This window comes from Pseudooceanicola onchidii, assembly GCF_004959925.1.
In the GTDB taxonomy this organism is placed as follows: domain Bacteria; phylum Pseudomonadota; class Alphaproteobacteria; order Rhodobacterales; family Rhodobacteraceae; genus Pseudooceanicola; species Pseudooceanicola onchidii.
The window spans coordinates 523,283-537,383 of record NZ_SPUW01000001.1 but is presented as its reverse complement, the minus strand read 5'-3'; the positions used below and the strand labels follow the sequence as shown (position 1 = coordinate 537,383).

The 14,101-nt window shown below is 65.4% G+C and carries 14 protein-coding genes; 2 read left to right on the top strand and 12 right to left on the bottom strand.

Going from position 1 to position 14,101, the window contains the following annotated elements; translation table 11 throughout:
- Window positions 1-107 precede the first annotated feature (107 nt).
- Genes tcuB through E4S58_RS02610 form a run of 3 tightly spaced genes read right to left on the bottom strand, consistent with a single transcriptional unit; the run spans window position 108 to window position 3,215 of the window.
- Window positions 108-1,163, bottom strand: a complete 1,056-nt coding sequence (gene tcuB / locus E4S58_RS02620; RefSeq protein ID WP_136634762.1) for a tricarballylate utilization 4Fe-4S protein TcuB — start codon at window positions 1,161-1,163, stop codon at window positions 108-110.
- Window positions 1,153-2,535, bottom strand: a complete 1,383-nt coding sequence (gene tcuA, locus E4S58_RS02615) for an FAD-dependent tricarballylate dehydrogenase TcuA (protein WP_136634761.1) — start codon at window positions 2,533-2,535, stop codon at window positions 1,153-1,155. Before tcuA ends, tcuB begins: the two co-directional genes overlap by 11 nt.
- Entirely contained in the window at window positions 2,532-3,215 is a 684-nt protein-coding gene (locus E4S58_RS02610; protein ID WP_136634760.1) for a GntR family transcriptional regulator, read from the bottom strand. The genes tcuA and E4S58_RS02610 overlap by 4 nt, the downstream gene beginning before the upstream one ends.
- A 77-nt stretch (window positions 3,216-3,292) precedes the next feature.
- Between E4S58_RS02610 and E4S58_RS02605 the strand changes: the two genes are divergently transcribed.
- Complete coding sequence (locus E4S58_RS02605) at window positions 3,293-4,348, top strand: AbrB family transcriptional regulator (protein WP_240789438.1); 1,056 nt, start codon at window positions 3,293-3,295, stop codon at window positions 4,346-4,348.
- On the opposite strand, the gene E4S58_RS02600 is transcribed toward E4S58_RS02605, so the two are convergent.
- From E4S58_RS02600 to E4S58_RS02565, 8 genes are all read right to left on the bottom strand, one after another.
- Window positions 4,323-5,297 (bottom strand): D-2-hydroxyacid dehydrogenase family protein, encoded by a 975-nt coding sequence (locus tag E4S58_RS02600; protein ID WP_136634758.1) that lies wholly within the window; start codon window positions 5,295-5,297, stop codon window positions 4,323-4,325. The genes E4S58_RS02605 and E4S58_RS02600 overlap by 26 nt on opposite strands.
- Before the next feature lie 114 nt (window positions 5,298-5,411).
- Window positions 5,412-6,338, bottom strand: a complete 927-nt coding sequence (locus E4S58_RS02595) for a fumarylacetoacetate hydrolase family protein (RefSeq protein ID WP_136634757.1) — start codon at window positions 6,336-6,338, stop codon at window positions 5,412-5,414.
- Entirely contained in the window at window positions 6,335-7,078 is a 744-nt protein-coding gene (locus E4S58_RS02590; RefSeq protein ID WP_136634756.1) for a glutathione S-transferase family protein, read from the bottom strand. The genes E4S58_RS02595 and E4S58_RS02590 overlap by 4 nt, the downstream gene beginning before the upstream one ends.
- Complete coding sequence (locus E4S58_RS02585; RefSeq protein ID WP_136634755.1) at window positions 7,078-8,067, bottom strand: MBL fold metallo-hydrolase; 990 nt, start codon at window positions 8,065-8,067, stop codon at window positions 7,078-7,080. The genes E4S58_RS02590 and E4S58_RS02585 overlap by 1 nt, the downstream gene beginning before the upstream one ends.
- Before the next feature lie 14 nt (window positions 8,068-8,081).
- Window positions 8,082-9,386: a TRAP transporter large permease gene (locus E4S58_RS02580; RefSeq protein WP_136634754.1), complete on the bottom strand. Its 1,305-nt coding sequence runs from the start codon at window positions 9,384-9,386 to the stop codon at window positions 8,082-8,084.
- Window positions 9,383-9,943, bottom strand: coding sequence for a TRAP transporter small permease subunit (locus E4S58_RS02575; RefSeq protein WP_136634753.1), 561 nt, complete (start codon window positions 9,941-9,943; stop codon window positions 9,383-9,385). Before E4S58_RS02575 ends, E4S58_RS02580 begins: the two co-directional genes overlap by 4 nt.
- Entirely contained in the window at window positions 9,940-10,998 is a 1,059-nt protein-coding gene (locus tag E4S58_RS02570; RefSeq protein ID WP_136634752.1) for a C4-dicarboxylate TRAP transporter substrate-binding protein, read from the bottom strand. Before E4S58_RS02570 ends, E4S58_RS02575 begins: the two co-directional genes overlap by 4 nt.
- Window positions 10,999-11,077: 79 nt before the next feature.
- Window positions 11,078-11,749, bottom strand: a complete 672-nt coding sequence (locus E4S58_RS02565; RefSeq protein ID WP_169052581.1) for a TetR/AcrR family transcriptional regulator — start codon at window positions 11,747-11,749, stop codon at window positions 11,078-11,080.
- A gap of 747 nt (window positions 11,750-12,496) precedes the next feature.
- On the opposite strand from E4S58_RS02565, the gene E4S58_RS02560 reads away from it, so the two are divergent.
- The gene (locus E4S58_RS02560) at window positions 12,497-13,021 is read left to right on the top strand and encodes a hypothetical protein (protein ID WP_136634750.1); all 525 of its coding nucleotides are present in this window, start codon (window positions 12,497-12,499) and stop codon (window positions 13,019-13,021) included.
- A gap of 47 nt (window positions 13,022-13,068) precedes the next feature.
- Here E4S58_RS02560 and E4S58_RS02555 read toward each other — a convergent pair whose 3' ends face one another.
- The gene (locus tag E4S58_RS02555; protein ID WP_136634749.1) at window positions 13,069-14,094 is read right to left on the bottom strand and encodes an extracellular solute-binding protein; all 1,026 of its coding nucleotides are present in this window, start codon (window positions 14,092-14,094) and stop codon (window positions 13,069-13,071) included.
- Window positions 14,095-14,101 lie beyond the last annotated feature (7 nt).

The following is a 14,101-nucleotide window of genomic DNA, read 5'->3' as shown; positions in this document are numbered from 1 at the left end:
GTGCCGTCTATGTAGTCACGCCGAGAAGCCTTCGCCAGCCGCACCTTTTGCCGCAGCAGGGCTTTGCCGGCGGCCTGTACCGAGGGCGTCGCGTCCTGCCGAAATCCTCAGCGTTGCGCGTCCGCGGCCAGCGCCGCGAGACGATAGAAGCCGTGCGCCATCTTGGTGAAGGGGGTCAGCAGGAAAAAGGCCAGCACTGCGCCCAGGTGGATCACCAGCAGCGTCGGCATGACCGCGGTCTGTCCCAGGGCATAAAGCAGCAGCCCGCTAAAGCCCACGAACCCCAGCAATCCGACAAAGCCCATCTCTCCGCCCCGGGCGCCCTGCGCCCCCAAGGCCATGTCGGATTTCAGCTTGAGGCGGATCATCTCGACACAGCCGAGGGTCAGCAGCACGCCGCCCGAAAGGCCAAGCAGTTTCGGCAGCGACAGCAGGCCGTAGGGCGCGGGCATGTCGAAGACATAGTGCATCACGGTCGCCACGCTGGTCGATGCGAAACACAGCAGGAACCCGTACATCACCGCCTGGTGCACCGCACGACGGGCGTGGGTAAAGCGGTCCTCGTCCTCAAAATTGCAGCCATCCCCGTGACCGCCGCTGAGATTGCGCATCGACGAAGCGCTTTTCAGTGCCGCGTGCAAATGCGCCAGGCGCAGCGGCCCGGCCCCGATCCGGCGCCAGTAGCGGCGCAGGCTGATCGCGATGCTGAGCAATGGGAACAGGAAGGCCGGCAGGAAGATCGCCACCATCGCGTTGTGCGACAGCACTGCATAGAACCCGTCGCCGCCCGAGGCGGCCAGCGCCCGTGCCGCCCAGAACAGCAGCGCAAAGCCGATCACGGTAGCCACGGCGATCAGCACGCCGTTCTTCTGAAAGGCGCGCCCGGCAGCCCGGGGAAAGGCCAGGTCTTCCCAGCTGTCCTGCCGGACATTGGCCAGCGCCTGTGGCAGGTTCAGGTCAAACTCATGCGGGGCGGTGTACTGGCAGGCGTAATAGCAGCCCCGGCAGTTGTGGCAGAGGTTGGCCAGCTGGGTCAGGTTGCCGTCCGAAAACGCGCGTTCGGCATGAAGGGCCGGAAAGACCGAACAATAGCCTTCGCAATAGCGGCAGGCATTGCAGATCTCGGCCTGTCTGCGGGCCTCTTGCAGCAGGTCAGTTTGCATAGGCGGCGGCCTCCTGGCCCGCGATGCGTCCGAAGACGGTGCCGATGGTCATGCCGAAGCCGGCCAGGTACCCCTGCCCCAGGATCGATCCGGCCATGGTTTCCCCCGCGGCCCAAAGGTTCGCGACCGGGCGGTTGCCGATGGAACACTGGGCGCGCGCGTCGACCTTGAGCCCGAGGTAGGTGAAGGTCACGCCGGTGCGCAGCGAATAGCCATAGAACGGCGGTTCGGTTATGGGTCGCGCCCAGTTGGTCTTGGGCGGGGTCAGCCCGGTGGTGGCGACGCCGTCCAGTTCCGTGGGATGAAAACCCGAGGTGTCGCCGCAGGCCGCGTTGAACCTCTCGACGGTCTGCACCAGCGCCTCGGCGGGCAGGCCCATCTTGTCGGCAAGCTCGGGCAAGGTCTCGGCCTTGATGGGCGGAAAGACCGAGGGCATGAACAGGTCAAGCGACTTGGCGTCGATGATCACATATCCCACCTGGTCGGGCTGCGCGGCGACCAGTCGGCCCCAGATCGCATAGCGTTTGGGCCAGACGTCCTCGCCCTCGTCATAGAAACGCTGCGCATCCTTGTTCACGACGATGGAGAATGGCACGCAGTCCAGCCGGGTGACGATGCCGCCGTCGAACTTGGGCGCGCGGCCGTCGATCGCGACCGCGTGGCACTGGGTCGGATCGCCGACCTGTTCGACACCCTGATCCAGCAGGTCCGCCAGCACCACCCCGCGATTGTAGGGCGTGCCCCGGATCAGGAAGTTCTTTGCCGCAGGTCCCCAGGCGCGGGCCAGCCAATCGGTGTCGGCCTGGAACCCGCCCGAGGCGACGACCACCGCGCGGGGCGTCAGGCTGCGGGTGGTGCCGTCCTTGGTGTAATCGACCCGGACAATCCGGTCGTCCTCGCGTTCCAGATGCGTGACGGCCGCGTCGTATTCCACCGCGACGCCCAGCTTTTCGGCGGTGCGGTAATAGGCGTTCACCAGCCCCTTGCCCCCGCCCAGGAAGAAGGCGTTGGTGCGGGCCAGCGACAGCGTACCCGACAGCGAGGGCTGGAAGCGCACGCCGCGCTCCTGCATCCAGGGCAGGCATTCCTCAGAGGTGCGGATCGCCAGACGCGCCAGTGCCTCGTCGGTCTTGCCATCGGTGACCTTCATCAGGTCGGCGAGGTATTCATCCTCGGTATAGCTGTCGACCAGAGGGCCAAGTGGCCCGTGATGCATGCAGCGAAAGTTGCGGGTGTGGCGCGAATTGCCGCCACGATAGGGCTTGGGCGCGGCTTCGAGGATCAGCACCCGCGCCCCGGCCTCGGCCGCCGTCATGGCCGCACAAAGCGCGGCATTGCCGCCGCCGATGACAAGGATGTCGGGGTCGGTCACAGCAGGTCTCCGTCAAAGCTGGCGGCCGGTTCGGCGCGGGTCCGCAGGGCGCGGACCCGGACACGCTGCGCGGCCTCGATATGCGCCCGCATCGCGGCCTCGGCCTCTTCGCCGTTGCGGGCACGGATGGCGTCCAGCACGGCGCGATGCTCCTCGACCGCCCGTTCGGCACGGTCGGGCTGGGTCAGCGTGGTGGGGCCAAGGATCATCATCGCCTTCTGCAGCGAATGGATCGACCGGGTCAGAAAGCGGTTCTTGGCCGCGTCCAGCAGGGCCGCGTGAAGCTGCCGGTTCAGGACGAAGGCCTCTGGCACATTGCCAAGGGCCGCAAGCTGCCGGTTCATGTCATAAAGCTCTTCAAGCTCGATATCCGATGCGGCGCGGGCCGCAAGCCGGGCGGCGGTGCCCTCCAGCACGGCGCGCATCTCGTAAAGCTCCATCACCTCGGCGTAATCCAACGTGCGGATGCTGGCGCCCTGACGCGGCACATGGGTGACGATGCCGTCCGCCTCGAGCTGGCGTATCGCCTCGCGGACGGGTGTGCGCGACACGCCCAGACGGTCGGCCAGGTCGGTTTCCCGCAACCGGTCCCCGGGGTTCAACCGCCCTTCGCGCAGCTCGGCCAGCAGGCGCGCATAGGCCGCGTTGCCCTGCGGGGTGCTGTCGTCGTCGATGGCCATATGCTCCTCCGCATCCATCTTGTATCCAAATGAGTACAAGCGTACACAGAATGCGTCAAGACAGGCAGGAGGCCCGTTTGCGCGCATCTTTCTTCCACTCTGCCACGGGCCGCCGGACCCTGACCTTCCTGCTGGCCGCCGTGGGTACGGCGCTTTTCGCCGCGCTGGAACTGCCGCTGCCGTTCCTCTTCGGACCGATGACCTTCTGCCTGGCGGGCGCGCTGGCCCACATGCCGCTCAAGGGGTTCGGAGAAGTGTCGGTCGCAGCGCGGACCATCCTGGGTGTGGCGGTCGGGGCGTCGATCACGCCCGACGTGGTGGCCGAGCTGCCGCGCATGGCGCTGTCGGTGGCGCTGGTGCCGGTCTTCATCGCGCTGATCGCGCTGGTCGGCGTGCCGTTCTTCCGCAGGCTCTGGGGGTTCGACGCGCCCACGGCCTATTATTCGGCGATGCCCGGCGGGCTGCAGGACATGGTCATCTTCGGCACCGAGGCCGGAGGAGACCCCCGCGCCCTGTCGCTGATCCACGCGACGCGGGTGCTGATCATCGTGACGCTGGCCCCCTTCATCCTGACGCATTTCTACGGCGCCGCGCTGTCGAACCCGATCGGCGCCCCGGCATCAGACCTGCCGTGGCACGAGCTGGTCATCATGGCGCTGGCCGCCATCATCGGCTGGAAGGGGGGCCAACGTGTCGGGCTGTTCGGGGCGGCGATCCTGGGGCCGATGATCGTGACGGCGGCGCTGTCGCTGTCGGGCATCGTCCACTTCCGCCCCCCGGCCGAGGCGATCCTGGTAGCGCAGTTCCTGATCGGCTGCGGCATCGGCGTGCAGTTCCTGGGCGTGACCTGGGCCGAGCTGACGCGCGTGGTCGCGGCCGGCGTGGCCTATGTGCTGGTGCTGGCGGTGCTGGCGGCGGGGTTTGCCTGGGTCGTCACCGCGCTTGGCCTGGGCGATCCGGTGGCGGCCTTCATGGCCTTCGCCCCCGGCGGACAGGCCGAGATGACGGTGCTGGCCATCGTCACAGGCGCCGATCTGGGCTTTGTCATCACCCACCACCTGACGCGCATCGTTCTGGTGATCGTCGGCGCGCCGGTGGTGGCCGGGATCATTGCCCGGCGGCGTCGGGGTTGATCATGTGGATCGGCGCGCCTGCCGCATAGGCGTTCACCTGGTCGAAGATATCCGCGAACTGCTTGTCGAATTCGTCTTCCGTGACAAAGCCGATGTGCGGGGTGGCGATCAGGTTGGGGTGCGACAACAGCGGGTCGGCCGCGTCGGTCAGCGGTTCGGTGTCGAAGACATCCACGGCCGCCATGCCGGGGCGGCCGGCGTTCAGCCCCGCCAACAAGGCGCCCGGCGCGATCAGCCCGGCCCGCGAGGTGTTCACCAGAACCGACCGGGGTGACATCTGCGCCAAGTCCGCGCCCGTGACGATGCCGCGCGTCGTGTCGGTCAGGCGCAGGTGAAGCGACACAACATCGGATCCGGCAAAGAAGGCTTCGCGGCTCTCGGCCACCGGCTCTCCATCGGCGCGGGCACGCTCCAACCCGGCGTCAGAGGCCCACCAGAGCACCTTCATCCCGAAAGCCCGGGCATAGTCGGCCACCGCGCGCCCGATCTTGCCATAGCCATAGAGCCCGAGCGTGCGACCGCGCAGGGTGCGCCCGACACCCATCTGCCAGCCCCCGGCCTTGGCGCTGGCCATCTGCTGCGGCAGCTGGCGCATGGCCGACAGGATCAGCCCGAAGGTCAGCTCGGCGGCGGCATAGTTCGCCCCGTCCGCGCCGGTGTTGGAACACAGCAGAACCCCGTGGTCGGTACAGGCGGCAACATCGACGTGCGGATAGGCCCCGCGCTGCGAGATCAGACGCAGCGTTGGCAACTGGTCCAGCAGGGTGCGCGTCACCTTTGTGCGTTCGCGAAACAGCACGACGCAATCGGCGTCCGCCAGCCGCGCGGCCAGCTTGGCCTCGTCGGGTTCGTGGTCGGTCCAGACCGTGACGTCGTGATCCTTCAGCAGATCAAAGCAGGGCAGCCCCCGCAGCGTGTCGAACCAGTCGTCGAGGATGTGAACTTTCATGGCGGCCTTTCCGGGCGTCCGGCCCTGTGCGCAGGACGCCTTGATGGCCCGCCCGGGGCCATCGCGCAAGGGCGGGTGAATGCGCGGCCGACCCGGGGGTCGACCGCCCTGCCCCTACTGGCGCGGACCGACGGTGTTGCGCAGGATGCCGATGCCCTCGATCTCAAGCTCGACCACGTCGCCGGGCGACAGGTACTTGTTCAGCTCAAGCCCGCAGCCGCCGCCGACCGTGCCCGAGCCGAAGAATTCGCCCGCGCGCACTTCCTCGTCGCGGCTGACGTGTTCCAGGATACGGCCGAACGAATGGTGCATTGAGGACGAATTGCCCCGACTCCATTCCTCGCCGTTGATGCGCGCGATCATCTCGAGCCCCGAGCCGTCGCCGATCTCGTCCTTGGTGACAAGGCAGGGGCCCATGGCGTTGGCGGTCTTCCAGTCCTTGCCCTTCGCCGGGCCCAGACCCCCGGCCATTTCGAGCATCTGGTGATCGCGGGCCGAGAAATCGTTGAAGATCAGGAAGCCGAAGACATGGTCCTGCCCGTCGGCTTCGCGGATGTCCTGGCCGCCCTTGCCGGTGATCATGCCCAGCTCAAGCTCGTAATCCAGCCGGGTTTCCCCGGTCGGCCAGAGGATCTGGTCCTCGGGGCCCGAGACCGAGAACCGGTTGCCCTTGTAGTAGATCGGCTGATCGTACCAGACCTGCGGCAGGGCCACGTCCTGCGGTTCAAGATCCGGCACGCCGGGGGTCAGCTTGGACATGGTCGAGCGCGCGTTGCGCAGGTGCATCTCGAAGGTCAGGCTGTCGCGCATCTGCACCGGCTCGGGCACCGGGGCGCGCAGGCGGACCGATCCGAGGTCCAGCTTGGTGGCCGTGGCCTGCGCCGCGCGCGCGGCCTCAAGCGCCTCGTCCCCGCCGTGGATCAGCGCCAGCATCGATCCGAAGGCGGGGTTGGCGGCGGCGTCCAGCAGGGCGATCCGGTCGCCGTCGAGGATGCCGATGGCCTCGGCCCCGGTGTCGTTCTGGAATGTCACGAGTTTCATGCGGGCTCTCCAATCTCGTCGTAGATGTCGGTGACGCGCGTGCCGGGATAGTAGGTCGCGCGATAGGCGGGGCGGGCCTGCATGGCCTCCCACCAGCGTTTCATGTGGGGCTTGTCGGACCAGGCCTCGGACAAGCCCAGGTCGCGCATCCGGTCGATGGTCGGCACGACGCAGAAATCCGCAAGCGTCAGATCCACGCACAGCCAGTCGCGATCGGCCAGCGCATCGTCCATCCGGGTGACGGTTTCGCGCAGGCGGTCATAGCTTTCCTGCAGGCGGGCGTCGGAAAACCCGGTGCGCCCCATCTCGCGATAGAAGGTGCGGCGCAGGGTGCGGGCGTTGGTGTCGTCCTCCAGATCCGCGTCGCTCAGGTCGGCCCGGTGACGGACGAAGACCTGGTTGAAGGACGGGATACGGATTGCGACGGTCGGCACCTCTTCGATGAAGCGCAGCCATTTCCGCATCTTGGCCCGCCCGACCGGATCGCGCGGTGACAGGGGAACATCCGGAAAGACCTCATCCAGGTATTCCATGATGACCGAACTATCGAGGATCGGCTGGCCGTCATGCAGCAGCGACGGCACCACCCCGTCGGGGTTGATCGCCAGGTATTCGGGCGTCAGGTGTTCCTTGGCGCGGAAATCGATGCGGGTGTCAGTAAAGTCGATGCCCTTTTCATGCAGCACAAGGCGGACCTTCTGCGAACAGGTCGAGATCGGGTTGTTCAGCAGTTCCAGCATCAGTGATGGCCGCAGCTGCAGGCGTCGTCATGCGGGCACTTGGCCCCGGCGGAATAGCGCATCATGTGACGCAGCACGTCTTCCTGCGCCGGGTTGATCTTGCCGCCCGACAGGTCACGGTAGATCGTGGCGACGTTGGCAACCACCCGTTCCCGGTCGAGCCAGCTGTCGAAATTGGCATAGCCGACCTCGAAGGCCGCCTCTTCCCAGCCCAGCCCGGCCTCGTAGCACTTGGTCGTCTCGGCCAGGATGTGGGTGAAGTAGTCGCGCAGACCCTTTACGCAGCTCTTGTCGCTGACGGGGCCGTGGCCCGGCACGATCACATCCACGTCGAGCCCGAGGATATGGTCGCAGGCGGCGATCCAGTTGCCGACCGGCCCGGCCCACATGATCGGATGCCCGCCGTGGAAGACCAGATCGCCGGTATAGCAGACGCGGGCGTCCGGCACGTGCACGATGATGTCGCCGCGGGTGTGCGCGGGGCCAAGTTCCGTCAGTTCGATCGTGCGGCCGCCGACGGTGAGGGTCTTGTGCCCCTTGAAGGTTTCGTTCGGCGGGACGTGTTCGATGTCGGAAAAGTCGAACTTGCCCATGTAGTGATCCAGGAATTCCCCGAAGATGCCATAGGCCTTGGGATCGGCGGCGGCCGCCTTGAAGAAGCTGGCCGGGCGCTCCTCCATCTCCTCGACACACTCGGCCGACCCGATGATGCGGGCGCCGCCGACAAGGTGGTTGCCGAAGGTGTGGTCGCCGTTGTGGTGGGTGTTCACCAGAACGTCGACGGTTTTGGCCGCCGGTTCGGCACGGGCATAGGCCTCCAGCATGTCCTGCGTCAGCCGCCCGGTAAACAGGGTGTCGATCACGACGGTCTGGTTGTCTTCGCCGACGATGAGGCCGGAGTTGCTCCACCCCCAGGACCCGTCGCCCTGAACCCAGGCGTAAAGTCCGTTGCCAAGATTTTCGAGCTCGCGGTGCGTATCGGAATACATGTGATTTCCTCCGGTTAAAGCAGGCCGATGGCCAGCCAGGGCATCGCGACGATCAACGCCACGAGCACGACCATGATCAGCGCGAAGGGGGCCGCGCCGGCAAAGATGTCATTCAGGGTGATCCGCTTGTCGTCGAGGTTCGCCTTGATGACGAAACAGGCGACGCCCAGTGGCGGGGTCAGCAGGCCGACCTCGACCGCGATGATGGTCAGGATACCGAACCAGACCAGATCGACGCCAAAGGGCTGGATCACGGGCAGGATCAGCGGCAGCAGGATCAGCAGGATCGAAGAACTGTCGAGGATCGTGCCCAGCAGGACGATGGCGATCAGGTACAGGACCAGCACGCCGTAGAGACCCAGATCATAGCTGGCCAGCAGCCCGGTCATCGCATTCGGCAGGCCGGTCAGGGCCAGCAGGCGCGAATACATGTGCGCGGCGATGATCAGGAAGGTGATCGAGGCCGTGACCTGCCCCACCTCGAGCATGATGTTCCAGATCTCGCGCCCGCCCAGACGGCCCTTGATCATCGCGATAACCAGCGCGCCCAGGGCGCCGACGCCACCCGCTTCGGTCGGGGTGAAGAACCCGCCGTAGATGCCACCCAGGACCAGCACGACCAGCAGGATGATCGGGGCGGACTTCAGGATCATGGTGCCCCGGCTCATCTCGGGCAGGTCCGACGCGCCGGGATTTCCGGTGAAGCGCGGAAAGAACTTGGCCATCAGCAGGATCGCGGCGCAGAAGAACAGCGCCAGGATCACGCCCGGCACGATCCCGGCGGTGAAGAGATCGCCGATCGACACCTCGGCGATGATCCCGAAGAGGATCAGCAGAAGCGACGGCGGGATCAGCATCCCCAGCACCGACGACCCGGCGACGACACCGACGGAAAAGCGCGGCGTGTAGCCCTGGCGGATCAGTTCGGGCACCGCGACCTTGGTGAAGACCGACGCCGAGGCGATCGAGGTGCCGTTGACGGCCGCGAAGACCGCGTTGGCAAAGACCGTGGCAATGCCAAGGCCGCCCCGGAACCGCCGGAACATCTGGCCCGCCACATCGAACACGTCGCGACCCAGCCCGCAGGCCCCGACCAGCACGCCCATCAGTACGAAAAGCGGGATGACCCCGAAGGAATAGCGCTCGACCCCGTCCAGCGCGGCGTGGGACAGAAGCGCGCCTGCGACCACCAGCTTGCCCTTCACGAGGTAGACCCCGAAGAACGACACGGCCATCAGCGCGATGGCGACATGCATCCCCAGCTGGATCAGCACGAGGATCGCGACGATCGACCAGATGCCGATTTCAACCCCGGTCATGCCGTAGCCTCCCGTCCGAAAGCCTTGATCGCGAACCCAAGCGTCAGCATCGCGTATTGCGCCAGCGTCAGGATGCAGCCGGCCAGGACGCAGACCACGAAGGGCCAGCGGGGCATGGTGAAGATGCCATAAAGCCCGACCGTTTCATTGCCCTCGATCGACTCGAGGATGCCCGGCGCGACGTAGTAGATCAGGATGCCCAGCATCAGCGTGCCGACCGCGTGGTGGACGGTATCCAGCATGTAGCCCGCCCGTCCGTGATCGCGGCCCAGCCGGTTCAGAAGCATGTCGGATCGCACGTTGCGGCCTGCGGCGGTCGCCTGGGGCAGTTGCAGAAAAACGATCGCCACGATGGCGGCGCTGACGATTTCGGCCGTGGCGGGCACGGGGGTGCCGAAGGCGCCCCGCCCGATCACGTCGGCATTGATGATCGCCATGATGCCCAGGGTCCCGATCCCGCCGATCGCCGCCAGCGCCAGCGTCACGCGGTTCAGCCACAGGGCCACAGGGCCGCCCGGAAATCCGGGCGGCTGTGTCGTGTCGGTCGCGTCCGTCACTCGGCTGCCCAGTCCCGTGCGTGGTTGATCCCGGCTTCCTTGGACAGGCGCATGTAGGTCTCAAGCACCTCGGTGCCCGGCTTGCCTTCGCTGTCCAGTTTGGCCGCCCATTCGCGGGCAATGTTGGGCAGCTTGGCCGCATAGGCCGCGCGCTGTTCGTCCGACAGTTCGCTGACTTTCGCGCCCCCTTCGACCGCCTTGGCCAGCGAGGCCTCGCCGCCCTCGCGATAGGATTCAGCCGCGATGTCACGATATTCGTCCGCGACCTCCTGGATGATCTGCTGCACGTCCTCGGGCAGCGAATTCCAGGTATCCAGGTTCACCGTCAGCGCCGAGGCATACTGCGCGCCGAAGTTGATCTTGGTGATATACGGCGCGACCTCGTAGAACTTGTAGGGCGCCACGACCGATTCAAAGGTCATGATCCCGTCGTAAAGGCCCGTCGACATCGAGTTGTAGAAATCCGGCAATGCGCCCGCCACCGGCGTTGCGTCCACCCCCTTGAGCCAGTTGAGCGCCAGACCGGCGGTGCCGATCTTGTGCCCGTTCAGATCCTCGACCTTCTCGATCGGGAACTTGGTGACGAAGTGGTAGGTGTCGATGCCGACGGGGGCCAGCACCTTCTGGCCATTGTCGGCCCAGGCCTGATCCATCGCCGGGATCTCGGCATACAGCTTGTCGATCACGCCCATCACCTTGATCAGGTCGGCCGAGCCGAAGGGGGTGATATAGGTGATCTGGTCCAGCGGCAGCTTGTCGCCTTCGAACAGCTGCGGCACATAGCCGAATTCCGCGACACCGCTTTCCACGGCCTCAAGCACGCCGGTCGGCGGGGCGACGGCGCCGGCATAGGCCTCGGTCCAGTTGATCGTGTGGCCCAGTTCGGCCACGCGACGGCTGACTTCGGGCACGAAATGGGTCGAAATGGCCGAGACGCCCTTGGTCAGCGGCGGGTGGCCCGCGATCACGGTGAAATTCCAGGTCTCTGCCGTGGCGGGCAGGCCCGCGCAAAGAAGCAGTGCGCCCGCAAGGGCGGTCGTGGTGTACTTGGTCATGTGTCCTCCTCCCTGAGGTATGCTTGGCCGGTTGTCCGGCCGCCTTTGCCGCCTTGTCTCCTTCAGGGCAGCCTTGTGATCATCCCCCCCCGGGTGCCCGCCGATGGCCGAGGCTGTCGACCAGGAAGGCAACCAGTTGGTCCTTGAATTCACGACGGTCCTCGGGATGGACCAGCCCTTTCGACAGGTTGGCCATCCGTCCGTCGCGCGCCTGGTCCGACAGGCTCATCATCACGGCGCCGACCATCAGGTGATAGCGCCAGTGGATCTCGGGTTCGGTCAGATGCGGTGCGGCACGGCGCATGAACCCCATGTAGGTGATCGCGAAATCGTCCAGTTCTTCCCGGACGATGGCGCGGGTCCATGCGCTTGGCCGCACGCGGTGTTGCAGCACCAGATGCGCCAGAAGCACCCCGGTGCGCGGCGTATCTTCGTTGACATAGGCGTCGACGAAGGCCTCGACGATCTCGGGCAGCGTGGGTTCGCGGCCCTCGGCCTGCGCCGTGGCGTCAATCCGGGCAAGGTTCTTCAACCTGCGCTGGACCGTGCGATGCGCCACGTCGCGGAAGACCGCCATCGTGAGGTTGTCCTTGTTGCCGTAGTGATAGTTCACCGCAGCCATATTCACGCCCGCCCGTTCGGCCAGTGCGCGGGTCGTCACGCCGTCGATTCCGTTCTCGGCATACATTTCCTCGGCCACGGCGCGGATGGCGCCACGGGTTGCAGAAGAGCTTTTGTCAGAATCATTCAAGCGCATGTTTGAAACGTATGTTTGAAAGTCGATAGTTGTAAAGCCCGTTGATCAGGTCACGGGATTGCGACCCGGAATCTCGGCGACGCATAGGCGGCAGGGGGAGCGCCATCCGGTGCACAATCGCAGGGCGCGCACCCACGCCGAGAGACTGCACCGATACGTGCAAAGCGACGGGGCCTGACGCTTTCACGCGTCTTTGCTATGGCGAGAATCGAGTTTTTACCGTACGTTAACCTTAAGGCATTGAACGGACCTGTTTCCGGCCGCACGATATCCTGCGGCCCGGCGGTACGCTTGCGAATTGACTGGCAGCGGACCGTGCGAATTCACGACATGCGGCAGGGTTGCGCCTGTTGAAAACGAGGAAGAAGATAGAACTACTCTTTTGTTATACCAGTATTTTTCTGTTCCTGCGCCGTAGCCGCAAGACGATCTGCTGAACACCGAAGACCTGAAGTCCGGGCCGCTGCCGAGGGATGGACAGCCCGCCCGCAGGTTTCATTCGCAGGGACCGAGATGACTGATTTTGGGGGATCAGACATGACGGTTTGGCCGACAATCGGCACCGGACTGCTAGAAAAAGCTGTCCAGACACTTCAGGCACCACGCGAAAAAGGCCCAAGGGCCGTCACCGGGCGAGACCCCGATCAGGCAACCGGCGCACCACGACGACGCGCCGCTGCGGCGCCACCCGCCGACCTGCGCGGTGCCATCGTTGCGGCTTGCCATACAGATGACCTCGACGTGGCCTGCCGTCAGGTTCAGGACATCCTTGGCATCGACGGCGACGGGCTGGCGCCCCTGCACTTCGACTATCTGCGCGACAAGGACGCCCCCGGTCCCGGCTGGCGCGATCTGGACCCGCCCGCGCGTCACCGTCTGCTTCTGGGCTATGCCGTGTCCGAGATCATGAGCTTCGGCGCCGGTCTGTTTCCGTCCATGGGCGACGACGAGATCGAGGGGCCCTTCATGGCCCCGCCCCCTGCCCCGGCTCGGGAACCGCGCCCGGCCAATGCGCTCGAGGCGTTCCGCCGCACGGCAGAGGTGATGACAGTTGCCGAATTCCGGTCGCGCACGCGCACCAACGACATCGACCTGCCGGCCGGGACGGTTCTGCGGATCTACGCGGGGCAATGGTGGCTGGCCGAAGGTGACAACGGCACGTGGCGGCTTGATCTGGGGGACGATCCTGACCCCGATAGCGCCACGCTGGAGGACCTGGAAGAGCGGCTGTTCCATCACGCCGTGACGGCCAAGATCACGGCCTGAGTGTCAGGTCGGCACCCCCGGACGATCCCGGAGATGCCAGTGTCGGGTTACTTCTGCAGGTCGGTCCAGATGGCCGAATACAGATCCTGAACTTCCTTGGAGCAGGAGGAGGTGAACTTGCCCGCCGCCTTCAGCTCTTCCGGCACGACGATCTCGGGCGCGGATTTCATGTCGTCGGGCATGAATTCCTCGGACCCGTCGATGCCGTTGGCATAGCGCGCGAAAGACGAGATCATCGCGGCATTTTCCGGATCCATGATGAAGTTGACGAAGAGCTTGGCGTTCTCGACGTTCTGCGCGTCCTTCAGCACGGCGACGTTGTCCATCCAGACGATGTAGCCTTCCTTGGGATAGCCGTACACCACGTCCGAATTGTTGACCCGCGCGCGGAAGGTCGATCCGTTCCAGTTCACGGTCGCCATGACATCGCCGTTCGACAGCTTTTCGGTCATGCCGTAGTCCATTGACATCCAGTTCTTCTTGGCCTCGACCAGCTTGTCGCGGACCTCTTTCAGCTTGGCCTTGTCGTTGGTGCAGGGCTCACCGCCCATGTACATCACCGCCAGGTTCATCACGTCCTGCATTTCGGGCACGACGTTGACCTTGCCCTTCAGCTCATCCGGCGTGTCGAGCCAGATGGCCGAGGTGTTGATGTCGCCGGAATAGGCCGTCTTGTTGACCGCAACGCCGGTGGTCCCCCACTGCCACGGCACCGTGTATTCGCGGCCCGGATCCCAGTCGACGTTCTTCCACACGTCCGAGATGTTGCCGTAGTTTTCCATCTCGGGGATGCCGGGCTTCATCAGAAGATCCTTGCCGACATAGATCTGCACGTAGCTGTGCGTCGGGACCACGATGTCGAAGCCGTGGCCGCCTGCCTCGATCTTGGCCAGCGCGGTGGTGTTGCTGTCAAAGTCCGTGATGGTGACGTCGACGTCATATTCCTTTTCGAACTTCTCGATCAGCTCGGGGTTGGTGTAGTTGCCCCAGTTGTAGATGTTCAGGGCACCTTCGGCCTGGGCGGCGCCGGTCAGCGCGGCCAGGGCCAGGGCAGAGGTCATTAGGCGTTTCATGAGTTAC